Source organism: Georgenia thermotolerans (genome assembly GCF_009193185.1).
Taxonomy (GTDB): Bacteria; Actinomycetota; Actinomycetes; order Actinomycetales; family Actinomycetaceae; genus Georgenia; species Georgenia thermotolerans.
Genome location: NZ_VUKF01000013.1, coordinates 1 through 24328, shown reverse-complemented (window position 1 = coordinate 24328; position 24328 = coordinate 1). Strand labels below are relative to the sequence as shown.

The window sequence follows — 24328 nt, the reverse complement described above, 5'->3', positions numbered from 1 at the left end:
GATGGCACACATCCTGACGCTGATCGAGCTGTCCGCCTCGGGCGGGCTGCGCAGCACCGCCCCGGAGCTGCTCTCCGCGGCTCGTCGCCTCGGCACGCCCGTGGCGGTCGTCGTCACCCGGCCCGGCGACGGCGACGCTCTCGTCGAGCAGCTCGGCAACCTGGGCGCCGAACAGGTCTACCTGGTCGAGAGCGACCAGGTCGGCACCGTCCTCATCAAGCCGCAGGTCGAGGCGGTGATGTCCGCCGTCGCCGCGCTCGAGCCGGCCGCGGTGCTGCTCGCCCACTCGGTCACCGGCCGCGATACTGCGGCCCGGCTGGCCGTGCGCACGGGCGGCGCGCTCCTGGTCGACGTCGTCGACGTCCGTGCCGAGGGTGACGCGGTGCGGGCCACCCACTCCGTGTTCGGCGGGGCCTACGTCGTCGAGTCGACGGCGCAGGCGGGCCTGCCCATCGTCACCATCCGTCCAGGTGCGATCGAGGGCGAGCCGTCCCCGGCAGAGGCGACCGTCGTGCGGGTCCCGCTCGACGTCGACCCGGCGGGCGCGGCGGCGATCGACCGTGTCACCGCGGCGGTCGCATCGAGCCGGCCGGACCTGGGCGCGGCGACCACGGTGGTCTCCGGCGGGCGCGGGCTCGGCTCGCAGGAGAACTTCGAGCTGGTCGAGCGGCTGGCCGACGCCCTGGGCGGTGCGGTGGGCGCTTCGCGGGCGGCCGTCGACGCCGGCTACGTGCCCCAGTCCTACCAGGTCGGCCAGACCGGGATCACCGTCTCGCCGCAGCTGTACGTGGCACTGGGGATCTCCGGGGCGATCCAGCACCGCGCCGGCATGCAGACCGCGGGGACCATCGTGGCGATCAACAAGGACGAGGACGCGCCGATCTTCGACATTGCCGACTTCGGGGTCGTGGGCGACGTCTTCGACGTCGTCCCCCAGCTGATCGACGCCATCGAGGCGCGAGGCAAGTGACGGAACCATGCCGACGCTGACCAAGAACAAGCAGGCGCCGACGACGGGGTCGAAGGGCAGACCGCGCGGCGGCTCCTCCCGGCTGTCCCTCCTGCTCAAGGTCGTCCCGGCGGCGCTCGCCGCGCTTGTGGGCCTCGTGCTCCTGGCGCGGTGGCTGCGCGACGTCCCCGCCGTCGCCGCGTTCCTGAGCGACTACCCCGGCGAGTACGACCTGCCACAGGGTGCCCCGGTCGGTTTCCCAGCGTGGCTGGGCTGGCAGCACTTCCTCAACGCCTTCTTCCTGCTGTTGATCGTGCGTACGGGCTGGCTGGTGCGGGCCACCAAGCGGCCCCAGGGACACTGGACCCGCAGCAACACCGGGCGGTTCCGCACCCGGAACGCACCGACCAAGATCAGCCTGAACCTGTGGCTCCACCTCAGCCTCGATGCCCTGTGGGTGCTCAACGGCATCGTGTTCTACGTCCTGCTGTTCGCGACCGGGCAGTGGATGCGCATCGTCCCGACCAGCTGGGAGGTCTTCCCGAACGCGCTCTCCGTCGCGATCCAGTACGCCTCGCTCGCCTGGCCCACCGAGAACGGCTGGGTGAACTACAACGCCCTGCAGCAGCTGGCGTACTTCGTCACCGTCTTCGTCGCCGCGCCGCTCGCCATCGCGACCGGGATCCGGATGTCCGGGGCGTGGCCGAAGGACGCGACGAGGCTCAACCGCGTCTACCCCGTCGAGCTCGCGCGGGCCGTCCATTTCCCGGTGATGCTCTACTTCGTGGGCTTCGTGATCGTCCACGTGACGCTCGTGCTCGCCAGCGGCGCGCTGCGCAACCTCAACCACATGTACGCCGCGAACGACGGCGACAGCTGGGTGGGCTTCTGGTACTTCGCCGGCTCGCTGGTCGTCATGGCCGTTGGGTGGGTCCTCGCCCGGCCGCTCTTCATCGGCCCCGTCGCATCGTTGACGGGGAAGGTCACGCGCTAGCCGCACCAGACGGTGGCGGCTCCGATGGCACTGTGGTCGGCGAATCCTCTGACGGTGCGAGAATCCGCTCGAGATCGTTCGACCTGATGCAACCGCCATTGACTTCCTCGCGCCCCCCACTAGACTGACCAGACGATTGGTTGGTTCATCTCGACGACGAGACTGCAAAGGAGCAATATGAGCATCGCGCCCGCAACGGACCTTGAGAAGCTTGCCGACCGGTACGTGGAGGCCTACAACACCGGGGACTACGACTCCCTCCAGGAGCTGCTGGACGAGAACGTGCGGATGCGTCATTTCCCGCGCGGCGTCGACAACAGCGGCAGCCGGCCGGCGATCCAGATGATGCGCGACTTCACGGCGATCCTCCCGGACAAGGGATTCAGCAAGCGCTCGCTGATCAAGCAGGTTTCGCCTGACTCTGTCGTCATTCGTCACGTATGGGGCGGGACGCCGCTGGCGGACGTCCCCGGGTTCGGAGAGAAGGGCAAGCTGATCGCCCTCGAGCTCGCCACCTTCATGACGTTCGCCGAGGGTCGCCTGGTCGACTACCAGGACTTCGGCTGACGCAGCGGGAAATCGGGCCCCTCGACGTCTCACCGACAAGGCCGAGGGGCCCGCACCCTGTCCGACGTGCACTGCTTCGGTGTCTGAGCGCGACCGGAAGCAGTCGGACCAGGCACGGTCTCGACCGGTGAGAGCGATGCGTCTTCACGTGCCATGTGCAGTGTGCTGGCGCAGCAGGGCGCGAACGAGGGGCACCTCCTTCCTCGATGCGACGCTGCGGCCACCGTGGGCCTGTTCGTATCTCCTGATTCAAACCAGACGGAAGCCTTGACTAGGAGTAGTTCGATGAAGAACTTGGAAAACCGCTTCGCCATCGTCGGCGCCGGACCGAACGGACTGATCGCAGCTCGCGCTTTCAAGCGCGCAGGGCTCGATTTCGACATCCTCGAGCGTCATGACGCGATAGGCGGCATCTGGAACATCGACAACCCCGAGAGCCCGGTGTACGAATCGTGCAACTTCATCTCCGACCGGGTCAGCAGCGCATTCGTGGGGTACCCGATGCCGGAGGACTATCCGGTCTTCCCGACCTGGCGCCACGTTCGCGACTTCATCCAAGCCTTCGCGCGCGACCATGACCTTGAGGGGTCGGTGACCTTCGGCAAAGAGGTGACGAACGCGCGCCCGGTCGAGACCGAGAACGGACAGCGCTGGGTCGTCGAGACCTCGGACGGTGAGCAGGCGATGTACCGCGGGGTGGTTTGGGCCTGTGGCCTGCAGCGCACTCCGTACATGCCCGAGATCAAGGGCCTGGAGGACTTCGAGGGTGAGGTCTACCACAGCCGAAAGTACAAGAGCGTCTCGCAGATCGTCGGCAAGCGTGTCCTGGTCATCGGCGCCGGAAACAGCGGCGTCGACATCGTGTGCGACGCCGCCGTCGCCGGTGAGGCAGCACATCTCTCGACCCGCCGCGGCTACTGGTTCTTTCCCAAGCTGGTCTTCGGTCAGCCGATCCTTCAGATCCTCAGCCGCGCCGGCCGCGTCCCGCAGAACGTGACGCCGCTCGAAGAGTTGACTCCTGCGGAAGCGATGCAGCTCGCGCTTGAGAGCGTCGGCGACCTGAGCGACTTCGGCCTGCAGAAGCCGGACCACGAGGTCGGTGCTACGCACTTCGTCATGAACGACCAGGTCTTGTACCAGATCGCGCACGGGCACCTCGAGCCGCACCAGGACGTGAAGTCGGTCAGCGGCAAGACCGTCGAGTTCGTCGACGGCACGTCCGCCGAGGTGGATGTCATCATCTGCGCGACCGGATACGTCTTTGACATCCCGTGGCTGGACCCGGAGCTGGTGGACTGGGTGGAAGACTCGCCCGCGTTCCACCTCGGCACCATGTCGAGCAAGGTCGAGGGCCTGTACGCCGCCGGTGCGGTCCACTTCCCCGGGCTCACCTACTTCACCTGGGACCGGCTGATCCAGATCGCGGCGTGGGATGCGAAACGCCTGATGACCGGCGAGGGCCAAGAGTTCGTGGACGAAATCATGAGCTACAAGCCGGTGCTGAAGAACGACAACCTCGTCAAGACGCACCGCAACATCAACCAGTACGACATGGAGAAACTCCTAGCGATGACCGAGGAGATGCAGAACCGGTTCGGCATCGAGATGCCGACCTCGCCCGAGGACGACTTCTACAGCCGTCTGCCCGCGAAGAACGAAGCACCGGTACTAGCGGCGTCGTCCTAGCGTCCACGCCACGCCGGCCACGTCGCGCGTCATGTCAGGGCGACGGCGTGGACGTCCCCGAGGTCCCGGTCACCGTGCGCAGGCTCGGTGACCGGGACCTCGGGCTTTGCCGCTACCGGCGCTCTAGCCACTCCCGGCGCCGGTTGGGTGGGAGCCCGACGTACTCGGTCAGCACCTCCACGACCTCGGCACCGCCCTTGGCGCGGACGTTGGCGTCACCGTCGAGCACCAGTGCCGCGGTGAGCGGGGCGTCGGCGCCGGCGTGCAGTGCTCGTTTTGCCGCTGCCACCGCCACGGGCGGCAGCGCCGCGATCTCACGACCGATCGCCACGGCAGTGCGCAGCGCGTCGTCGGCAAGCTCGTCGACCAGGCCGTGCTCGTAGGCATCCTCGGGCGTGAAGACGCGGGCGCGCAGGACCATGTCGAGCGAGCGTCCCAGGCCGACCAGCCGCGTGAGCCGCTGCATGCCGCCGGCCCCGGGCACCACACCCAGCCGCACCTCTGGCAGGCCGTAGCGATAGTTGCCGCGCTGGCCGACCCGAAGGTCGCACGCGAGGGCGAGCTCGTAGCCGAACCCCATCGTGTCGCCGTTCATCGCCGCGATCACCGGGAAGGGTAGCTCGGCGAGCCTGCCCAGCGGCCGGTTCGCCCGCCCGCTGCGGACGGCGCCGGCGCGCACCAGGGCTTCACGGTCGCGGATGCCAGCGAGGATTTCCTCGGGACTGAAGTGGGTGACAAAGGTGCCGGGCGTGCCCCCAGCGAGCACGAGCGCCCGGACCGACTCGGTCGCCAGGCCGTCCACCAGGGCGTCGAGCTCGCCGAGCGCGACGTCGGTGTAGTAGTTCACCGGTGGGTTGCGGTACCGGGCGACGACGACCCCGTTCTCCGTAGCGGTGGACCAGAACGGCGGCATGGTGGAGCCTCCTTCGCTCGGCGGATCTTGTCCCGGGGTCACAGCTGCACGAGCGTCTTGCCCAGGTTCTGCCCGGAAAACAGCCCGGTGAACGCCGCGGGAGCGGCATCGAGCCCTCGGACGATGGTCTCGGGGAAGCGGATCGAGCCCGACTCGAGCCACGAGTGCAGGTCGCGCTGGAACTCCTCGCGCCGGTCGGCGAACATCCGCGCGAGGAAGCCCCGCAGCGTCAGCCCCTTCTCCACAGCCCGGAAGAGGTTCCGCACCGCGGGCTGCGAGGCTCCGGTCTCGTTGTAGCTGGAGATGGACCCGCACAGCGCGACACGGCCGCCGGGGTTCAGATGCGCAAGGGCGGCGTCCAGGTGGTCGCCGCCGACGTTGTCGAAATACACGTCGATGCCACCCGGGGCGTGGGTGGCGAGCTGGTCGGAGAGGTCCCCGTCGCGATAGGAGAAGGCGGCGTCGGCTCCCAGCACGTCGGTGAGGAAGCGGACCTTGTCCGCGCTCCCGGCGCTGGCGATCACGCGGTGTCCCCTGAGCCGGGCGATCTGCACCGCCAAGGTGCCCACGGCGCCCGCCCCGGCGGACACGTAGACCACGTCCCCCTCGCGCAGCTCGGCCACGTGCAGCAACCCGGCCCACGAGGTGAGCCCGCTGGGGCCCAGCGCGCCCAGATACGTCTGCGGCGGACGCGACCGCGACACATCGACCACCCGTGGCGACGTCCATGCGTCGGCGGTGGGCGCGACGACGGCGTGCTCGCGCCAGCCGGCGCTGTGGAAGACGTAGTCCCCGACCTGGAAGTTCGGGTGCTCGGAGGCGACCGTCCTGCCGACCGCCCATCCCTCGAGAGGGGCGCCCACGGCGAAGGACGCGAAGTACGCGGAGTCGCCACCGTGGAGGCGGATCCGCATCGAGGGGTCGACCGAGAACCACTCGTTCGACACGAGGACGTCGCCCTCTCGGAGCCGGGGCAGCTCGACCTCCTCCACGCTGAAGTCGGTGGGCTGCGGGACGCCTGACGGGCGCCGGGCGAGGGTGACCACGCGGGACATGGTCGGCACGGGCGAGAGGTGGGGCATTCGTCTCCTTGCGTGAGGTTTTCGAGGGGGCGTGGTGCGGCAGCCCTCAGGTCTGCTGTCCGGACTGGATGGCGCCCCACCTGAGGGTCGACGGATGCGTCGCCAGGGCGGTGACGGTGAGGTCGGCGTAGGGGAACAGCGGCAGCCCGCACAGGAGAGCGTGGAGCTCGTCATGGTCCGCCGCCTCCCAGATGCTCATCGCGGCGTACCTCCCGGCGATCCGCCAGATGTGGAGCAGGTGGCCGTCTCGGCGCGCCTGGATGCCGTAGTCACTCTCAGCCTGCGCCAGGCGCTGCCAGTCCTCGGGGGTGATCTCCGCCGGTGGAGCCACCCGAGACTCGACGAGGTAGAGCAAGTGCTTGTCCGTCCGTCCGTGGGATCGTCAGGTCGTGCATGGCGATGAGGGTGCCGTCGTGGCCCGATGAGGGGGCGGCGGTCAGATCACGGTGTACCCGCCGTCGACGGTGTACTCGGCACCGGTGACGTAGGACGCCTCGTCGGAGGCGAGGAAGCACACCACGGTAGCGACCTCTGGGGACTGGGCGAGCCGGCCCAGCGGGTGCTTCGCTGCCAGCGCCGCCTTCTGCTCCGGAGTGCGTGGGGAGATCGTAGTGTCGACGTACCCGGGGGTGACCAGGTTGACCCGAATCCCGCGGCCGGCGTACTCCGCGGCGGCCGCCTTAGTCAGCCCGAGGATGCCGTGCTTGGCGGCCGTGTAGGACGACGCCCCCGGCAACCCCACGAGCGAGCCGACCGACCCCATGTTGACGATCGAGCCGCCGCCTGCGGCGAGCATCGCGTTCAGCTCCGCCCGCAGGCAGTAGAAGACGCCGTCGAGGTTGACCGACAGGACGCGCCGCCACTCGTCCACCGGGGTGTCCCCGGTGTCCCGGGCGACCGGCACGCCGACGCCCGCGTTGTTGACGGCGACGTCCAGCCCTCCGAGGGCGGTGACGGTGGCATCCACGGCGGCCGCCACGGATGCCGGGTCGCGCACGTCGATGGCGCAGGCCGCCGCGCGGTCCCCGATCGAGCGAGCCACCGACGTCGCGGCGGCGTGATCGATGTCCGCGACCATGACCGACGCGCCGCGCCCCGCGAGATCGACCGCGCAGGCGGCGCCGATCCCGGTGCCGCCGCCAGTGACGAGGCAGCGCTTGCCGGCCAGGGGGAGGTTCGGCCGGTCCGTCATGCGAGCCTCCCGCCGTCGACCACGAGGGCCGAGCCGCTGACGAAGCTGGCGTCGTCGGACAGGAGGAACAGCACTGCGTCGACCACCTCGCCGACCCGCGCGTACCGGCCGCCGTCCAACGCGAGCGGGTTCGGCGGCGGCTCGGTGCCGGCTCGCTCGCGGCCGCCGTCGATGCCGGCCATCATCCGGCCCTGCACGGGTCCCGGGCTGATAGCGCACACACGGACGCCCCGGCCGGCGACTTCCTTCGCGGCCGCGCGCGTCAGGCCGAGCAGGGCGTGCTTGGACATGACGTAGGGGGCCAGGTGCGGCGCACCGGCAACGGAGGCGGTGCTCCCCGTCTGGACGAGGACGCCGCCGGCCTTCAGGTGGGGGAGGGTGTGCTTGGCGACGGCGAGGGCGCCGAGCACGTTGACCTGGAGCACGCGTGCCACGGCGGCGAGGTCGAGTTCCGTCACCGGGGCGACGGGACCGGTGACGCCCGCGTTGTTGAAGACGCAGTCCAGGCCGCCGCCGAAGGTCACGGCGGCGGCGACCGCCTGCGCCACCTCGTCCTCTACCGCGACGTCCGCCGGGTACGGCCGGACATCGCCGCCGCCGCGAGTGATGGCGGCGGCGACGCCGTCCAGCGCGTCACGGTCGCGGTCGACGAGGGTCACTTTTGCGCCCTCCGCGGCGAGGCGGGCGGCGACGGCGGAGCCGATGTCGCCGCCCGCGCCGGTGACCAGCGCGCTTCTGCCCCGGAACCGGTCCCGGGCCGCTACCACGCCGGCTCCTCAGCCGAGGTGGGACCGGACGAAGTCGCCGATCTCCTTGAGGCTGGCCTCGGCCTGCTCGAGCTTGGGGAACAGGGTCCAGATGTGCACCATGCCCTCGGGGAGCGACAGCTCGGCGGAGCCGCCGGCGGCGCGCACGCTCTCGGCGAAGCGGACGGAGTCGTCGCGCAGCACCTCGGAGTTGCTGGCCAGCAGCAGCAGCGGGGGCAGGTCGTTGTGCTGGCCCCACAGCGGCGAGCAGTATGGCTCCGTGTGCGGGTCGATGTCGCCGATATAGACCTTGCCCATGTCCACGACCATGGCCCGGTCGATGAGCGGGTCCGACTCGGCGTTGGTCGTGGCCGACTGGCCCTCGCCGGCGAGGTCCAGCAGCGCCGAGATGGTGACCCCGGCAGCCGGGCGCGGGGCGCCGCTGTCGCGCAGGGCCAGCAGCGTGGCCATGGCGAGGCCGCCGCCGGCGGAGTCGCCGCTGATCACGATCCTCGAGGCGTCCCACTGCGCCAGGGCCCACCGGTACACCGTGGTGGCGTCCTCAACAGGCGCGGGGAACGGGTTCTCGGGCGCGAGCCGGTAGTCCGGCACGATCACCGGCGCCTGGGTGACCGCGGAGAGGCGGTAGGCGAAGTTGCGGTAGGAGGTGGACGATCCCTGCACGTAGCCGCCGCTGTGGAAGTGGATGATCACGCGATCATCCGCGGCGCCGGGTGCGGACACCTTCAGGCCGGGCACGCCGTCGGCTTCGACGGGCTCGATGACCGCGTCGGCGGGGATCTCGAAGCTCGCGGCCATGTTCTCGAAGCCGGCGCGCCAGTCCTCGATGGGGGCGCCCACCGGCGGGGTGGCGTCGACGAACATCTTCACGACCTCGTCGAGGACGGCCTGCTGGTCCTCGACGAGGACCTCGCTCACTCGGGTCTCGCTCATGATTCCTCACTTGTCCTTTCCACCCGCACCCGTGGGGCTGCGGGAAATCTTCCGCGTCGACCGACGGCGGCTGGCCACCCCGACGGCACGCCGGGGTGGGGTGGCCGGGCGAGGTGCCCGGCCACCCGTCGTCTCAGACGAGCTCGGCGAGCCGCCCGCTGCGCACAAAGCTGGCGTACCCGCTCGCGGCCTCGGCGTCGCACCGGTCCGCGTAGTTGTTGGCGCCACCGAAGTAGACGTTGAACGCCCGCACCTTGCCCTCGATGTTCGCGCCGGTGAACCAGGAGTTGACGGCCTCGCCGTCGCCCGCCGTCGACATCTTCGCGACCTCGTTGAGGTGCGCGGTCCACGCGACCTCGGCCTCGCGGGTGGGCTCCATGAACTCGATGTCGTGCTCCCGCATGTACGCCATGAGGTCACCGATCCAGTCGCCGATCTGCTGCGCCCCGGGGGGCAGGTTGGCGAACGGGCTCTGCGGTCCGGCGACCATGAACATGTTCGGGAACCCGGCGACCGAGATCCCCAGGTAGGTGTCCGGACCCTGGGCCCAGTGGTCGTTGAGCCGCTCGCCGCCGCGACCGCGGATGTCCATCCGCGTGAAGGCCCCGGTGATGGCGTCGAAGCCGGTCGCGTAGACGATGATGTCGACGTCGACGTCCGTGGCGGACGTGCGGATACCGGCCGGCGTGAGCGCCGTGATGGGTGTGGCGTTGACGTCGATGAGGCTCACGTGCGGCAGGTTGAAGGACTCGAAGTAGCCGTCGCTGGCCGGCGGCCGCTTGGCACCGTACGGGTAGTCCGGGCACAGCATCTCCGCGACGACCGGGTTCTTGACGATGGAGCGGATCTTGCGGCGCATGAAGTCGCACGCCAGCTCGTTTGCCTCCCAGTTGGTGGCGAGGTCGTCGAAAGCCTCGTAAAGGATCGAGAACCCGCCACGGTTCCACATCTCCTCGAACAGGCGCTCGCGCTCCTCCTCCGTGGCCTCCAGCGTGAGCCGCCCGGTGGGCTCCCACGGCCAGCCGGCGGGGTGGTTGCGCACGCGGCGCCACACCTCGTCGTAGTTCTCCCGGATCTCCTGCAGTTCCTCCGCCGTCACCGGGCGGTTCCCGGTGCCGGGGCAGTAGTTCGGGGTGCGCTGGAAGACGGTCAGCTCGGAGGCGACCTTAGCGATCTGGGGCACGATCTGCACACCGCTCGAGCCTGTGCCGATGACGGCGACCCGCTTGCCGGTGAAGTCGACGGGCTCCTGGGGCCATCGGGAGGTGTGGTAGATCTCGCCCGCGAACGTCTCCTCGCCGGGATAGCGGGGCTTGTGCGGGTCGGACACCAGGCCCATGCCGGTGAGGAAGTACTTGGCCGAGGCGGTCTGGCCGGTGTCGGTCTCGAACTCCCAGCGGCCCGTGCTCTCGTTGAACACCGCCGACTTCACCGTGGTGTTGAACGTGTAGTGCTGGCGCAGGTCGTAGCGGTCCGCGACCAGGTGGAGGTACTCGAGCACCTCGGGCTGCGAGGGGTGGATCTCGGAGTAGGCCCACTCGTTGAGTAGCTCCTTGTCGAAGGAGAACTGGTACGTGTGGTGCAGGGAGTCGGTCCGGGCTCCGGGGTATCGGTTCCAGTTCCAGACGCCGCCGACGTCGTCGCCCGCGTCGAAGGCCTTAACCGACAGGTCGAGCTGCTTGGCCTTGTATGTGGCGTAGAGTCCGGAGAAGCCGGCACCGATGACGACGACGTCGACGTCGGACCCGCTCTGGGTGTGCTGCGTAGCCATCATGAACTCTCCATTGGGTTCGTGAAGTGGGAAACTGATCCCGGTGTCGTCGGAACCGCCTCTTCCGGGACTGGCGGGAAGAGGCGGCCCCGCATCTACCGAGCGTTTGGTTGCTGAAGGCAACCAACCACCGGTCGCCCCTTCTGTCAACGACCGGTTGGTTGGTGGCTTCAGCGCGCGCGGTCGATCCGTCGCACGGCCTTCCAGCACAGCGGCAGGAGGCCCGCCGCAAGGAGGGCCTTGATGGCCCCGCCGAGGAGGAACGGCGTCACGCCAAGGGCCATGAGCGTGCCGAGGTCGTTGGGCTGCCCGAGGTGGCCGAGCATCAGCCCGAGGTAGGGCACGCCGACCAGGAACGGGATCACGCTGCCGATCGAGAAGGCCGCCAGTGACTTCCAGAAGGTGGCGCCCCAGTTGTGCTCGGCGAACCAGCCGATGGCGTACGCGGCGATCACGAAGCCGATGACGAAGCCGAAGCTCGGCTTCATCACGGACAGCGGACCGCCGGTGAAGTTGGCGAAGATCGGCAGGCCCGCGAGGCCGCCGACGAGGTAGAGCGCGAGCGATGCCGCCCCGCGCCGGGCCCCGAGGCTCGCGCCGACGAGGATGACGCCCAGCGTCTGCCCGGTGATGGGGACGGGCCACAGCGGCACCGAGACCTGGGCGAGGACGCCCACGAGGGCCGTCCCGCCGACGACAAGGGCGGCGTTGGTCGCAGCGCTGCGGGGGAGCAGGTCGGCCAGCACGCGACCGTGCGGCTGGACAGTGATGGCGGTCATGAATCTCCGATCATGATGACGAGTCAGGAACAAGGGCGGCACGCTGCTCGGTGGGAGCCGAGCCTCGCCCGTCGAGAAGGGGAAGGCAGACCTGGTGGCTGAGTGTCTCGAGGTCGACATCGTCGAAGATCTCCAGGACGCGGAGGCCCTCGGGGTCGGGTGCGAAGATCGCGACGTCGGTGTAGACGCGCTCGACGCACTCCGCCGCGGTGAGCGGGTAGGTGCAGTCCTCGACTAGCTTGCAGTCGCCGGAGCGGGTGAACAGCTCCATCACGACGAAGACGTGCTTCGCGCCCACGGCGAGGTCCATGGCGCCACCCACGCCCGGAATCGCCGTGGGGGAGGTGGTGCGCCAGTTCGCGAGGTCACCGCGGGTGGAGACCTGCAGGGCGCCCATGACGCAGAAGTCGAGGTGCCCGCCGCGCATCATGGCGAAGGAGTCGGCGTGGTGGAAGTACGCGGCGCCGGGCTCCTCGGTCACGTAGACCTTCCCGGCGTTGATGAGGTTGGCGTCCTCCTCGCCAGGGGCGGCCGCGCGTCCCATGCCGAGCATGCCGTTCTCGGTGTGCAGGATGACCTGGCGGTCCTCGGGCAGGAAGTCGGCGATCAGCGTGGGCAGTCCTATGCCCAGGTTCACGTAGGAGCCGTCCGGGATGTCCTGCGCCACTCGGGCGGCGATCTGGTGACGGGAGAGTTTCACGAGGACGCCTCCTTCCTGGCGGCGGCCGGAACTGATCGGATGAAGCGGTCCACGTAGATCCCGGGCGTCACGATGGCCTCGGGGTCGAGGGCTCCCACCGGCACGACGTGGTCCACCTCGGCGATGGTCGTCCTGGCTGCGGTCGCCATGACCGGACCGAAGTTCCGCGCGGTCTTGCGGTAGACGAGGTTGCCCATCGGGTCGGCGCTGTGAGCCTTGATGAGGGCGAAGTCGGCGGCGAGTGGACGTTCGAAGACGTAGTGCTTGCCGTCGAGCTCCCGCACCTCCTTGCCCTCCGCCAGCTCGGTCCCGTACCCCGTGCGGGTGTAGAAGCCGCCGATGCCCGCTCCAGCAGCCCGGATCCGTTCGGCGAGCGTGCCCTGCGGGATGAGCTCGAGTTCGATTTCGCCGGCCAGGTACAGCTCGTCGAAGACGGTCGAGCCGATCGCCTTGGGGAACGAGCAGATGACCTTGCGGACCCGACGCGCGGCGAACAGCTGGGAGATGGCTTCGCCACCGGCGCCGGCGTTGTTGTTGATGACGGTCAAGTCCGTCGTGCCCAGCTCGAGGAGGGCCTCGATGAGGTGCACGGGCTGGCCGGGAGGGCCGAAGCCGCCGATCATCAGCGTCGCACCGTCCGGGACGTCAGCGACTGCCGCCGCCGCGTCCGTGACCTCTTTGTCAATCACCGCACACCTTCATCTCGACTCATTGGCACCTGTCGGAGCGTGGTGGACCGCGGTGCCCAGAGGGTTACCTGTCTCACGGGTAATTGAACGACCAGAGACGGTATGGTCACCGTAGCCAAACGATCGTATGGTTGACAAGCGTCAGGGGCTGTTGCCATGGCATTAGCAGTGCCGGGGTCTCCGGAATTCTCCTGTCAGCCATGATGGGCAGCATCGCGGTGTGCCCCCAAAGCTCAACTGAGCATCGGGTGAAGGCGTCGCCTCCGCTTCACTGCAGAAAGAAGAGTGATTGATGCGTATCGGCATTCCCCGCGAGTTGCGGCCCGGTGAGAGGCTGGTGGCCGCGACCGCGGTGACGGCAGGGCAGCTGGCGAAGCTCGGGTACGACGTGGTGGTCGAGGCCGGGGCCGGCCGGTGCGCGGACCAACCCGACCAGGCGTTCCGCGACGCCGGGATCGCCGTTGGTGACGCGGTCGAGGTGTGGTCAAGCGATGTGGTGGTGAAGGTCAACGCCCCGACCGAGGAGGAGATCGCGCGGCTGCGCCCTGGGGCAACGGTGATCAGCCTGATGGCGCCGGCGCGCAGCCCCGAGCTGGTCGAGAAGCTGCGCGCGGCCGGAGTGACCGCGCTGGCCATGGATGCGGTGCCGCGCATCTCGCGCGCCCAGTCGATGGACGTCCTGTCGAGCATGGCCAACGTCGCCGGCTACCGGGCGGTGATTGAGGCGGCGCACGAGTTCGGCCGGCTGTTCACCGGCCAGGTCACGGCGGCGGGCAAGGTCCCCCCGGCGCGGGTCTTCGTGGTCGGCGCTGGAGTGGCCGGCCTCGCGGCGATCGGGGCTGCGGGGGCGCTGGGTGCCGTCGTGCGTGCCTTCGATGTGCGCCCGGAGGTGGCCGAGCAGGTGGAGTCGATGGGCGCGCAGTTCGTGACCGTCGAGGATCCGGCGATGGAGGCCGCGGCGGCCTCGTCCGATGGGTATGCGAAGGAGATGACCGCCGCGCAGGCGGCGGCCACGGCCGCGATGTACGACCAGGAGGCGCGGGCCGCCGACATCGTGATCACGACCGCGTTGATCCCGGGCCGCCCGGCGCCGCGGCTGATCACCGCCGAGACAGTGGCGGGCATGCGGCCGGGGTCGGTGATCGTCGACATGGCCGCGGCAAGCGGCGGCAACGTCGAGCTCACCGTCGCCGATGAGAAGGTCGTGACCGAGAACCAGGTGACGATCCTGGGCTACACCGACCTCGCCGGTCGGCTCGCCGCGCAGGCCAGCCAGCTCTACGGCACCAATGTCGTCAACCTGTTCAAGCTGCTCACCCCGGGCAAGGACGGCCAGCTCGTTCTGGACCTCGGCGACGTCGTCCAGCGGGGCATCACGGTCACCCGTGACGGGGAGGTGATGTGGCCGCCGCCGGTCCAGGTCTCCGCCGCCCCCGCCGTGCCGTCGGCCACCGAGGTCGAGCCCGCCGCCCCCAAGCCACCGGGGGACCCCAGGCGCCGGTTGTACGGCGCGGGGTTGGCCGCGGTGGCCTTCGCCGCCGTGGCGACCGCTGCCCCGCCGGCCTTCCTGAGCCACTTCACGGTGTTCGCGCTGGCGGTGGTCGTGGGCTACTACGTGATCTCCAAGGTCCACCACGCCCTGCACACGCCGTTGATGAGCGAGACGAACGCGATCTCCGGGATCATCGTCGTCGGCGGGATCTTGCAGGTCGGCAGCGACAATCCGGTCGTAGCGGCGCTTGCGGTCGTCGCGGTGCTGGTGGCCTCGATCAACATCTTCGGCGGCTTCTTCGTGACGCTGCGCATGCTCGATATGTTCCGGAAGGCCTGACCCGTGACCGACCTCCTCGCGTCCGAGCGACTGACCGGCCTCGCCCAGGGCGCCTACATCGTCGCGGGCGTCCTGTTCATCCTGGCTCTCGCCGGCCTGTCGAAGCACGAGACCGCCAAGCGGGGCAACGTCTTCGGCATGACCGGCATGGCCCTCGCCCTGGTCGCCACGGTCGTGCTCGCGCTGCGCCAGACCTCCCTGCCCGGCTTCTCCTCCTCCGTGCCGCTCACCCTGGTGCTGATCGGCGCCCCGATGGCGGTCGGCGCACTCATCGGCATCTGGAAGGCACGTACGGTGGAGATGACCGGCATGCCCGAGCTGATCGCCATGCTCCACAGCTTCGTCGGCCTGGCGGCGGTGCTGGTTGGCTACAACTCCTTCCTCGGGTCCGGGGATGCGACCGGCGCCGAGGCCAGCGGGATGGAGACCATCCACGCCGTCGAGGTGTTCCTCGGCGTGTTCATCGGTGCCGTCACGCTCACCGGATCCGCCGTCGCCTACCTCAAGCTCAGCGCCAAGGTGAAGTCCGCCCCGTTGGCGCTGCCCGGCCGGCACTGGCTCAACCTGGCCATCCTGCTGGCCTGCGCCGGTCTGCTCGTCTGGTTCGTGCTCGACGACTCCGGCGCCGCGCTCGTCCCCGTGGCGGTCATGACGGTGCTCGCGCTGGTGCTCGGCTTCCACCTCGTCGCCGCGATCGGCGGCGGCGACATGCCGGTCGTCGTGTCCATGCTCAACTCCTACTCCGGCTGGGCAGCGGCCGCGGCCGGCTTCATGCTGAGCAACGACCTGCTGATCATCACTGGGTCTCTGGTCGGGTCCTCCGGTGCGATCCTCAGCTACATCATGTGCAAGGCGATGAACCGCTCCTTCGTCAGCGTCATCGCCGGCGGCTTCGGCTCCGACGGCGCCGTCGCCGGGGAGGCCCGCGACTACGGCGAGCACCGCGAGGTCCAGGCCAATGAGGTCGCCCAGCTCCTCGCCAACGCCAAGTCGGTCGTGATTACCCCGGGCTACGGCATGGCCGTCGCCCAGGCGCAATACCCCGTCGCCGAGATGACCCGCAAGCTTCGGGACAAGGGCGTCGACGTCCGCTTCGGCATCCACCCCGTCGCCGGCCGCCTGCCCGGGCACATGAACGTCCTGCTCGCCGAGGCCAAGGTGCCCTACGGCATCGTCCTGGAGATGGACGAGATCAACGACGACTTCGACGACACCGACGTCGTGCTCGTCATCGGCGCCAACGACACCGTCAACCCCGCCGCCCTGGAAGAGCCCGGCTCCCCGATCGCCGGCATGCCCGTCCTGGAGGTCTGGAACGCCAAGGAGGTCATCGTGTTCAAACGCTCCATGGCCACCGGCTACGCCGGCGTCCAGAACCCGCTCTTCTTCAAGGACAACACCCGCATGCTCTTCGGCGACGCCAAGGAACGGGTCGAGGACATCGTCAAAGCCGTCTAGTTCACGTAAAGGGCTGCGGGTGAGCGGGCCCCTCCAGTTGGCGCACAACTCACACAGGCGGCGAAGAGGTCCGGAGCACGACAGGAAGGAACGAGAGAGCAGTCGTCGACGAGCTGGCAGGCGATGCTTGGCGTTCGCGAGCGTCATCCACGGTCGTTGCTTCCCTAACCCATGGGCTTGGCCTCGAGCCGCCCGCTCTAGGTGTCTCCTCTCCATCGCAGGCGGCGCGCGTTCGGTGTCGGTCTCGAGCTCAGCAGTCACCTGCTCATCTCCTCGAGTCCTCACGAATGCCCCACGAATGACCCCCGAACCCACGGATGCACCACATTCAGGACCGCTGGCGTTGCCCACGATCCCTGGTTTCGAACGAGCCTGTCGGACAGCCCAGAACCGTTGGTATTGTGCAGTTGTTGCAGGTGGTGACGGGCCTTCCGGACTACCTAGCAACAGCCCTTCCGGAACTGACGAAGTTGAAATCAATCCTTGAGAAGGTCGGGGGTTCGAGTCCCTACACTCCCGTGATGACGCAAGGCAACTAGGTCAGCCCAGACCTTCAATCTAAGGGCGGGCTTTTTCCGTCGGTGGGGGTGGGAGTCGCATTCTGGGACGAGCGGTCGGTGCGCGGGGGATCTCGCCGGCGGTAGCGTCGGCGCTCCTATGCCCGCATTGTGTGGGCCCTGGACGTCACACGGAGACACCGTTCTTGGCAGACGTGCCGGCCACACCTGCCCGGCAGCCACCGCAACGAGAGCTTGAGCCGGACCACCGGGCGGGGTGGGGACGGGACCATCGTCCCCCCGAGCCACGCCGGACGTTCCTAATCTCCATTCATGAGGCTCTCCCGGTGTCGTGAGTGCGCCGAGGTCCGGGTCGTCGGCGTGGCCGGCGGGGCGGCCCTGCCGCCCCTGCTTCACCGCGTCGGGCTGCGCCCCGGGGTGCGCCTGCGGGTGACCGGCCGCGCCGCCTTCGGCGGGGTGGCGGTGGCCGTGGCCGGGGCCCGCATGGTCCTCGACGCCGCGACCGCCCGCCGGGTCGGCGTGGCCCTGGTGCCTCAGCACGTGCGCTGACGCCCGCCCGGCCGCCGGGACCGGCTCGACGGAGCCGTCCCACCTCCCGGGCCCGGCCCCTGCCTGGTCGGAACCCCGTGGGAGACTGGCGGCCGTGACCACGGCTACCGATATCGACGTCGTCGCGGCCCTGCGCCAGGTGGTCGACGGGGAGGTTGACGACTCCACCCGCCGTCGGGCCGAGTACTCGACGGACGCGTCGAACTACCGGGTGCCCCCGCGGGTGGTCGTCGCCCCCCGTGACGCCGACGACGCGCTCGCGGCGCTCGAGGTCGCCCGCCGCCTGGAGGTGCCGGTCACCGCCCGCGGCGGCGGCACGTCGGTGGCGGGCAACGCCGTCGGCACCGGCGTGGTGCTCGACTTCTCCCGGCACATGAACCAGATCGTCAGCCTCGACCCCGAGGCGCGCACCGCCGTCGTCCAGCCCGGAGTGGTGATGTCGAGCCTGCAGGCGGTGGCGGCCCCGCACGGGCTGCGCTTCGGCCCCGACCCCTCCACCCAGAACCGCGCCACCCTCGGCGGGATGATCGGCAACAACGCCTGCGGCCCGCACGCGGTGGCCTACGGGCGCACCGCCGACAACGTCGCCGCCCTGGACGTCGTGGACGGCACCGGGCGCCGGTTCACCGCCGGCGCCGGCAGCCTCGACGCGGTCCCGGGCCTCGACGGCCTGGTCCGGGCGAACCTGGCCACCATCCGCACCGCGCTGGGCCGCTTCGGCCGGCAGGTCTCCGGCTACTCCCTCGAGCACCTGCTGCCCGAGCGCGGCACCGACCTGGCCAAGATGCTCGTGGGCACCGAGGGCACCCTCGTGACCATCCTGCAGGCGACGGTCAACCTCGTCCCCGTCCCGACGGCCCCGGTGGTGGTGGCCCTGGGCTACCCCGACATGCCCACCGCCGCCGACGCCGTCCCCGCGCTGCTGGCCCACGACCCGCTGGCGGTCGAGGGCCTGGACGCCCAGCTCGTCGACGTCGTCCGCCGCCACCACGGCCCGGCCGCCGTGCCGGAGCTGCCCGCCGGCGGCGGGTGGCTGCTGGTGGAGGTCGGCGCCGCGGAGGGCGAGACTGACGCCGACGTGCTCGTCCGCGCCCGGGCCCTGGCCGCCGACGCCGGCACCGACGCCGTGCGGGTGGTCCCGGCCGGCGCGCAGGCCGCCGCCCTGTGGCGCATCCGGGCCGACGGCGCCGGGCTGGGCGGGCGCACCCCGGCGAACGCGCCGGCGTGGCCCGGTTGGGAGGACGCCGCCGTCCCGCCCGAGAAGCTCGGCGACTACCTGCGCGACTTCACCGCCCTGATGCGCGAACGCAACGTTGACGGGCTGCTGTACGGCCACTTCGGCGACGGCTGCGTCCACGTGCGCCTGGACCTGCCGCTGGAGACCCGCGCCGGCATCGGCCCCTCGCGGGAGTTCCTCGAGGCCTCCGCCGACCTGGTGGCCGCCTACGGCGGGTCCCTCTCCGGCGAGCACGGCGACGGCCGCGCCCGCTCGGAACTGCTGAGCCGGATGTACGCCCCGGAGGTCCTCGAGCTGTTCGGCAAGGTCAAGGCCCTCTTCGACCCCGTGAACCACCTCAACCCCGGCGTCGTCGTCGACCCCGCCCCGCTCGACGCCGACCTGCGCAGGCCCTTCGCCCGGCGCACCCCCGCCCGCGGCGGCTTCGCCTTCACCGAGGACGGCGGCGACTTCGCCACCGCGGTGCACCGGTGCACCGGGGTGGGCAAGTGCCGCGCCGACACCTCCGCCTCCGGCGGGTTCATGTGCCCGTCCTACCGGGCCACGAAGGACGAGAAGGACGTCACCCGCGGCCGCGCCCGGGTGCTGCAGGAGCTGACCAACGGCTCCCTCGTGCGGGACTGGAACTCCCCGGCCGTCATCGACTCCCTCGACCTGTGCCTGTCGTGCAAGGCCTGCTCGGCCGACTGCCCCGCCGGGGTGGACATGGCCAAGTACAAGTCCGAGGTCCTCTACCGCGGCTACAAGGGCAAGATCCGCCCGCGCAACCACTATCTCCTGGGCCAGCTGCCCCGCTGGAGCCGGATGCTCACCGCCGTCCCGCCGCTGGCCAGGCTGGCCAACACGGTGCTCAAGGCCCGGCCGCTGGAGCAGGCCGTGCTCTGGGCCGGCGGCATGGACACCCGCCGCCACGTCGTCACCTTCGCCGAGGAGCGCTTCTCCACCTGGTGGAAGCAGCGGGACGACGGCGCCGCCCGGCCGGGCACGACGGCCTCGGCTCCCGCCGACGCGGCGGCCGAGCGGGCGTCCGCCGCGTCGGAGGCGACCGCGGATGGTGCGGTCACCGCGCCAGCCTCCGAGGCGGCGCGCGACCCCCGTGACCCCGCCGCCCCCCGCTTCGTCGTGCTGTGGGCGGACACCTTCTCCGAGACCCTCGACACCGCCGGGGCGCGCGCCGCCGTCGGCGTCCTCGAGAGCGCCGGCTACACCGTGATCGTCCCCGAGGACCCCGCCTGCTGCGGCCTGACCTGGATCTCCACCGGCCAGCTCGACGGCGCCCGCAAGCGCCTGCGCGAGCTGCTCGGCGTCCTGGCCCCCTACGCGGCCAACGGCATCCCGGTGGTCGGGGTCGAGCCGAGCTGCACCGCCGTGCTGCGCTCGGACCTGCTCGACCTGCTCCCCGAGGACCCGCGCGCGCCCATGCTGGCCGAGCAGACCTACACCCTCGCCGAGCTGCTCACCGCCCCCACCCCGGTCGGGCCCGGGCCGGACTGGCAGCCGCCCTCGCTCGAGGGCGTCGAGGTCGTCGCCCAGCCGCACTGCCACCACCACTCGGTCATGGGCTGGGACGCCGACGCGGCGCTGCTGACACGGGCCGGGGCGCGCGTGACCACGCTGGCCGGCTGCTGCGGCCTCGCGGGGAACTTCGGCATGGAGGCCGGCCACTACGACACCTCCGTCGCCGTCGCCGAGAACGCCCTGCTGCCCGCGCTGCGCGAGGCTGGCCCCGAGACGGTCTACCTCGCGGACGGCTTCTCCTGCCGCACCCAGGCCGAGCAGCTCGCCGGCCGCCACGGCGTCCACCTCGCCCAGCTCCTCGCCGGGCAGCGGTAGGGAGGAGCCCGGCGGCCGGAGCGGTGGGCGAGGAGTCCGGCGGCCGGAGCCGGGGCGGGGCGAGGAGCCCGGCGGCCGGGGAGGCCGGGCGCGGCGGCTCGTCCCGACCATGAGAAGATGGGCGAAGTTCCCATCCACTCCTTGCGAGGTCAGGTCTACGTCGCATGCCGTTCTTCGAGTTCGACGAGGGGCGCCTCGTCCCCGCGCAGTTCGGACGTCCGGTCGGTGAGGACCTCGAGCCCGATCTCCTCCAGGCCATCCGCGACCAGGTGCTCGAGGTGGTCCAGCGCCCCCTCTTCCCGGTCTCCTGGCACGGGGAGACCCCGCGCGCCGGTGCCCTGCCGCCCGCCCCGCGCCTGACCGCGATGGACGCCTCCGGCCAGGTCGTCACCGTCGAGGTGGTCGAGCGCCTGGACTCGGCGGCCCTGGTCTCCGCCCTGTCCCTCAGCGCGCGGAACTCCTCCCTCGGGTGGACCCAGCTCGGCGACCTCTACCCCCGCGGCGTCGGCGCCTTCCGCCGGGACTGGAACGTCTTCCGCGAGTCCATGCCGCCGCGTCCGGCGCCGGGCCCGCGGCTCATCATCGTCGCTGGCGCGGTGGCCGACGAGGTGCGCCCCGCGCTGGCCGGGCTCACCACCTCCGGCGTGGCGGTGCACGAGGTCGCCCTGCGGCAGATGAGCAGCGGGCGCCGGTTCCTCGAGGTCACCGAGCTGCGCCCGCACGAGATCGTGGAGACGGGGCGGGTGCTCTCCGGCCGGCCGGCCGCACCGGCCCGGGAGCTGGCGGCCTCGCCGGCCACCCCTGCCTCGCCCGCCACCCCGGCCAGCCCGGCCTCGCCGGCCACCCCGGTCTCGCCGGTCGGCTCCGCGGCGACCCCGGCCGCGCCGGTCTCGCCGTCGGTCGCCTCCCCGCGGACACCGTCGTCCCCCCGGACGCCGCCGTCCCCGTGGACCCCCGGGTCCCCGGGCACCGCCGGCTCCGGCGCGTCCGCGCCGTCGGCGCACTCCCCACTGACCTCGCCCACGTCCCCGGACGGCGCCGCCTCGGCGGCCTCGCCCGCGGCCGCCGGCGCCGGCACGCACGCCGCCGCCCGCGAGCCGCTCCCGCGCGAGCGCGACGACGCCGCGGCCGAGGACCTCGCCCGGATCGCCGGCTCCCTGAGCGCCGACACGGTGCTGACCTGGGTCCAGCTGCGCCGCGGCGTCCGCCACGAGGCCACCCTCACCACCGAGGGCCTGCTCCGCCTGGCCAGCGGCGCCGCCTTCGACGACCCCGACCTCGCCGCCACCGCCGCCTCCGGGCGCGACGACGTCGACGGCTGGCGCGTGTGGCGCTTCGGCGAGGGCGGCCCGAGCCTGGCCGACGCCCGCGCCGAGCTGATGGCGTCGGCCGGCCGGGTCACGGGCGCCGGCCGCCGCCGGGGCTGACCCGCGCGCCCCGACGGGCCCCGCGGCGCTCAGTGCGCCGGCTCGCCCGCCGGGCGCAGCACGTAGGCCCGCGCCCAGCGGCGCAGCTCGGTGTAGATCCGCTCGCGCACCGGGCGCGCGGAGAGCGTGACGTCGTGGATGGCGCCCTCGAACCGGGCGACCGTGACCAGGTCACCGAGCTGGAGCGCGCGCCGGCGCGTCTGCTCGACGTCGAGCACCGTGTCGGCCTCGCGCATCTGCGGCGACCAGCGCGGGCTGAGCACCGTGCGCCCGGAGGTCATCACCAGCACCGGGCAGCTGATCTGCAGGCCCGCCGCGACCTGGGCGTGCCCGGCCAGCACCGCGGCGAGCCAGCCCGGGCGCACCGGCGCGCTGGGGGAGAGGCGCCACGCCGGCTCGGGGGCCCAGCCGGTGATGAACGGGTCGTCCTCCTGGCCCTCGGGCACCGGCCCGTCGGCCTCGGTCCACCCCAGCAGTGTGCGCTGGTAGAAGCCCAGGTCCGTCGTCGGGATGACCGCCTTGGGCTGCAGCTTGGCGAGGCGGCCGATGATCGGCTGGGACACCGCCCGCAGCAGCGCCGAGCCCTGCAGCTCCAGCCACGGGGAGTTGAGCACGAGGGCGCGCAGCGCGCCCGGGTGGCGGTGCGCCCACAGCGCCGCGGTGAGCCCGCCGGTGGAATGCCCCATGAGGACCAGGTCGGTGCCCACCCCGTGCTCGGCGCGCACCACGCGCAGCGCCGCGTGGAGGTCCTCGTCGTAGGTCGACAGGTTCGTCACGTACCCGCGGGTCTGGTGCGGGCGCAGCGACCGGCCGTACTTGCGCAGGTCCAGGGCGTAGAACGCGGCCCCCAGGGCGGCGAGCTGCCGGGCGAGCTCGCGCTGGGAGAAGTAGTCGTTCCACCCGTGCAGGTACAGCACAGCGAATGTGGGGGAGGACGGCGTGCCCGGTAGCGCGCCCGGGTCGTCCGCCGGCACGTGGCGCACCAGGGTCGCCACCACCTCGCCCTCGTCGTCGTCGAGCAATGGCAGCGTGCGCGCCTCGAAACCCTGGCCCAGCACGTCCTCGGCCCACCGGTCGGCCGGCGGCGCCGGCGGGAAGGTGACGGCGTCCTCGGGCACCGTCTCGTCGGGCACGTGCGGCGCGTCGGTCTTGGGGGTCTTGCGGGCCATGGGGTCATCATGCCGTGCGGCACCGACGCCGGACGGCCCCGCCCCCAGGGTCAGCGCGCCGCGCGCACCGGCGCCACGGACCGCAGGAACCGGCCCAGCAGCGCCGCCACCTGGTCGTGCTCGACGAGGAAGCCGTCGTGGCCGTGGTCGGAGCGCACGTAGGCCACCGGGCCGGCGCCCGGCACGGCGGCGGCGATCCGCTCGGACTCGTCGGGGAAGAACAGCCGGTCCGAGTCCACCGCGACCACCAGCGTCGCCGCCCGCACCTGGGCCAGCGCCGCCTCGACCCCGCCGCGGTCGCGGCCGAGGTCGTGGGTGATCATCGCCTGGGTGAGCGTGACGTAGCTGCCGGCGTCGAACCGGACGGCGAGCTTGGAGGCGTGGTGGTCCAGGTAGGACTGCACCGCGTAGCGCCCCCCGCTCAGCGGCTCCTCCGCGTGCTGGGGCAGCCGGCCGAAGCGCTCCTCGAGCTCGGCCGGGCTGCGGTAGGTGGTGTGGGCGATCTGCCTCGCGAGGCCGAGGCCGGCGTGCGGCCCGTGCCCGGGCGGGGCGTCGTAGTAGTCTCCGCCGCGCCAGTTCGGGTCGAGCCGGATCGCGCCGAGCTGGGCGTGGGCCCAGGCCACCTGCTCGGCGGTGGTCTGCGCGGTGGAGGCGACGACGGCGATCGCGTCGACCCGCTCGGGCGCCATGACGGCCCACTCGAGCACCCGGTGCCCGCCCATGGAGGCGCCCACGACCAGGGCCCACCGCTCGATGCCGAGCAGGTCGGCGAGCTCGATCTCTGCGGCCACCTGGTCGCGCACCGTGATGAGCGGGAACCGCGAGCCCCAGGGGCTGCCGTCCGGGGCGGGGGAGGAGGGGCCGGTGGAGCCCTGGCAGCCGCCGAGCACGTTGGGCGCGACGACGAAGTACTTGGTGGTGTCGATGGCCCGGCCCGGCCCGACCACCTGGCCCCACCAGCCCTCGTCGTCCGTCCCGTCGCCGGGGGAGGCGGTCACGTGGGCGTCCCCGGTCAGGGCGTGCAGCACGAGGACGGCGTTGTCGCCCGCCTCGTTCAGCTCGCCCCACGTCTCGTACGCCAGGCGCACGTGCGGCAGCCGGCCGCCGGCCTCGAGCGGGAGGGCGCCGATGTCGGCGAAGCGCCGGGGGCCCGGGTCGTCGCCCTCGCGCCAGGCCCCGCTGGCCGGGATGGTGGCGGGGTCGACCTCGCGGCGCACGTGCCGACGGGCGAGCGGGGCCGCGCCCGGGGCGGCCGCGGCACCCGCCGCGCCCACGCGCGCCGGG

21 protein-coding genes are annotated in these 24328 nt (G+C 71.5%); 9 read left to right on the top strand and 12 right to left on the bottom strand.

Annotated elements, in window-relative coordinates:
• Nucleotide 1 precedes the first annotated feature (1 nt).
• The 4 genes from GD970_RS07835 to GD970_RS07820 all read left to right on the top strand — a co-directional run bounded on the left by GD970_RS07835 (nucleotide 2) and on the right by GD970_RS07820 (nucleotide 4196).
• A complete protein-coding gene (locus GD970_RS07835; RefSeq protein WP_152202338.1) occupies nucleotides 2-970 on the top strand; it encodes an electron transfer flavoprotein subunit alpha/FixB family protein in 969 nt (322 codons plus the stop codon).
• A gap of 7 nt (nucleotides 971-977) precedes the next feature.
• The gene (locus tag GD970_RS07830; RefSeq protein ID WP_152202337.1) at nucleotides 978-1943 is read left to right on the top strand and encodes a cytochrome b/b6 domain-containing protein; all 966 of its coding nucleotides are present in this window, start codon (nucleotides 978-980) and stop codon (nucleotides 1941-1943) included.
• Between the two features lie 177 nt (nucleotides 1944-2120).
• Entirely contained in the window at nucleotides 2121-2510 is a 390-nt protein-coding gene (locus GD970_RS07825) for an ester cyclase (RefSeq protein WP_152202336.1), read from the top strand.
• A 285-nt stretch (nucleotides 2511-2795) separates the two neighbouring features.
• Nucleotides 2796-4196: a flavin-containing monooxygenase gene (locus GD970_RS07820; protein ID WP_170297155.1), complete on the top strand. Its 1401-nt coding sequence runs from the start codon at nucleotides 2796-2798 to the stop codon at nucleotides 4194-4196.
• A 112-nt stretch (nucleotides 4197-4308) separates the two neighbouring features.
• Here GD970_RS07820 and GD970_RS07815 read toward each other — a convergent pair whose 3' ends face one another.
• The 10 genes from GD970_RS07815 to GD970_RS07770 all read right to left on the bottom strand — a co-directional run bounded on the left by GD970_RS07815 (nucleotide 4309) and on the right by GD970_RS07770 (nucleotide 13022).
• On the bottom strand, nucleotides 4309-5109 hold the full coding sequence (locus GD970_RS07815; RefSeq protein ID WP_152202334.1) for an enoyl-CoA hydratase/isomerase family protein: 801 nt from the start codon (nucleotides 5107-5109) through the stop codon (nucleotides 4309-4311).
• 38 nt (nucleotides 5110-5147) lie between these two features.
• Nucleotides 5148-6191, bottom strand: coding sequence for an NADP-dependent oxidoreductase (locus tag GD970_RS07810; RefSeq protein WP_152202333.1), 1044 nt, complete (start codon nucleotides 6189-6191; stop codon nucleotides 5148-5150).
• Between the two features lie 46 nt (nucleotides 6192-6237).
• The gene (locus GD970_RS07805) at nucleotides 6238-6546 is read right to left on the bottom strand and encodes a muconolactone Delta-isomerase (RefSeq protein ID WP_152202332.1); all 309 of its coding nucleotides are present in this window, start codon (nucleotides 6544-6546) and stop codon (nucleotides 6238-6240) included.
• An 81-nt stretch (nucleotides 6547-6627) separates the two neighbouring features.
• Nucleotides 6628-7383 carry an SDR family NAD(P)-dependent oxidoreductase gene (locus GD970_RS07800; protein ID WP_152202331.1) on the bottom strand — a complete coding sequence of 252 codons (756 nt, stop codon included), beginning with the start codon at nucleotides 7381-7383 and terminating at the stop codon, nucleotides 6628-6630.
• Entirely contained in the window at nucleotides 7380-8150 is a 771-nt protein-coding gene (locus tag GD970_RS07795; RefSeq protein WP_152202330.1) for an SDR family NAD(P)-dependent oxidoreductase, read from the bottom strand. The genes GD970_RS07800 and GD970_RS07795 overlap by 4 nt, the downstream gene beginning before the upstream one ends.
• Before the next feature lie 9 nt (nucleotides 8151-8159).
• Complete coding sequence (locus GD970_RS07790) at nucleotides 8160-9083, bottom strand: alpha/beta hydrolase (protein ID WP_152202329.1); 924 nt, start codon at nucleotides 9081-9083, stop codon at nucleotides 8160-8162.
• A 133-nt stretch (nucleotides 9084-9216) separates the two neighbouring features.
• Nucleotides 9217-10857 (bottom strand): flavin-containing monooxygenase, encoded by a 1641-nt coding sequence (locus GD970_RS07785; protein WP_152202328.1) that lies wholly within the window; start codon nucleotides 10855-10857, stop codon nucleotides 9217-9219.
• Between the two features lie 167 nt (nucleotides 10858-11024).
• Nucleotides 11025-11633: a biotin transporter BioY gene (locus tag GD970_RS07780; RefSeq protein WP_193314903.1), complete on the bottom strand. Its 609-nt coding sequence runs from the start codon at nucleotides 11631-11633 to the stop codon at nucleotides 11025-11027.
• A gap of 10 nt (nucleotides 11634-11643) precedes the next feature.
• Nucleotides 11644-12333, bottom strand: a complete 690-nt coding sequence (locus tag GD970_RS07775; protein ID WP_152202327.1) for a 3-oxoacid CoA-transferase subunit B — start codon at nucleotides 12331-12333, stop codon at nucleotides 11644-11646.
• On the bottom strand, nucleotides 12330-13022 hold the full coding sequence (locus tag GD970_RS07770) for a 3-oxoacid CoA-transferase subunit A (protein ID WP_152202326.1): 693 nt from the start codon (nucleotides 13020-13022) through the stop codon (nucleotides 12330-12332). The genes GD970_RS07775 and GD970_RS07770 overlap by 4 nt, the downstream gene beginning before the upstream one ends.
• Before the next feature lie 292 nt (nucleotides 13023-13314).
• On the opposite strand from GD970_RS07770, the gene GD970_RS07765 reads away from it, so the two are divergent.
• The 5 genes from GD970_RS07765 to GD970_RS07745 all read left to right on the top strand — a co-directional run bounded on the left by GD970_RS07765 (nucleotide 13315) and on the right by GD970_RS07745 (nucleotide 21875).
• Nucleotides 13315-14853, top strand: a complete 1539-nt coding sequence (locus GD970_RS07765; RefSeq protein ID WP_152202325.1) for a Re/Si-specific NAD(P)(+) transhydrogenase subunit alpha — start codon at nucleotides 13315-13317, stop codon at nucleotides 14851-14853.
• A 3-nt stretch (nucleotides 14854-14856) separates the two neighbouring features.
• Complete coding sequence (gene pntB / locus GD970_RS07760) at nucleotides 14857-16311, top strand: Re/Si-specific NAD(P)(+) transhydrogenase subunit beta (RefSeq protein WP_152202324.1); 1455 nt, start codon at nucleotides 14857-14859, stop codon at nucleotides 16309-16311.
• Nucleotides 16312-17141: 830 nt separating this feature from the next.
• Entirely contained in the window at nucleotides 17142-17378 is a 237-nt protein-coding gene (locus tag GD970_RS07755) for a FeoA domain-containing protein (RefSeq protein ID WP_152202323.1), read from the top strand.
• An 85-nt stretch (nucleotides 17379-17463) separates the two neighbouring features.
• Nucleotides 17464-20448 (top strand): FAD-binding and (Fe-S)-binding domain-containing protein, encoded by a 2985-nt coding sequence (locus GD970_RS07750; RefSeq protein ID WP_152202322.1) that lies wholly within the window; start codon nucleotides 17464-17466, stop codon nucleotides 20446-20448.
• Nucleotides 20449-20612: 164 nt separating this feature from the next.
• A complete protein-coding gene (locus tag GD970_RS07745) occupies nucleotides 20613-21875 on the top strand; it encodes a restriction system modified-DNA reader domain-containing protein (protein WP_152202321.1) in 1263 nt (420 codons plus the stop codon).
• 29 nt (nucleotides 21876-21904) lie between these two features.
• On the opposite strand, the gene GD970_RS07740 is transcribed toward GD970_RS07745, so the two are convergent.
• Entirely contained in the window at nucleotides 21905-23044 is a 1140-nt protein-coding gene (locus tag GD970_RS07740; RefSeq protein WP_152202320.1) for an alpha/beta hydrolase, read from the bottom strand.
• Nucleotides 23045-23094: 50 nt separating this feature from the next.
• The coding region (gene metX, locus GD970_RS07735; protein ID WP_452179236.1) for a homoserine O-acetyltransferase MetX at nucleotides 23095-24328 on the bottom strand (1234 nt) is incomplete at its 5' end.